1 pseudogene is annotated in these 301 nt (G+C 37.5%); it reads left to right on the top strand.

Annotation, left to right across the window (positions count from 1 at the left end):
- A pseudogene (locus ACEWB7_RS18835) lies at positions 1–301 on the top strand (IS30 family transposase); the annotation flags it as partial.

Below are 301 nucleotides of genomic sequence, written 5' to 3'. Positions count from 1 at the left end.
ATCCTAGTACGATCTATCGTGAGCTTAAAAGAAATAGCATCAATGACGTTTATCAAGCTCAATATGCTTCTGATAACACCTTCGCTAGACGTAGACGCGGTCACAGAAAACTCAAAATCGACTCAATCCTCTGGAGATTTATTGTTGAAGCGATCCGTTGTTTATGGTCTCCTTAGCAAATATCGAAGCGTTTAAAGACATTTTCTGATTTGGATCAAACAATGAATGTAAGCCATACAACGATTTACTCAACTATACGAGCATTACCAAAGGGTGAGTTGAAAAAAGACTTATTATCCTG

This window comes from Acinetobacter sp. NIOH-H-8 (assembly GCF_046635365.1).
In the GTDB taxonomy this organism is placed as follows: Bacteria; Pseudomonadota; Gammaproteobacteria; order Pseudomonadales; family Moraxellaceae; genus Acinetobacter.
This window is presented reverse-complemented; position numbering and strand designations above follow the sequence as displayed.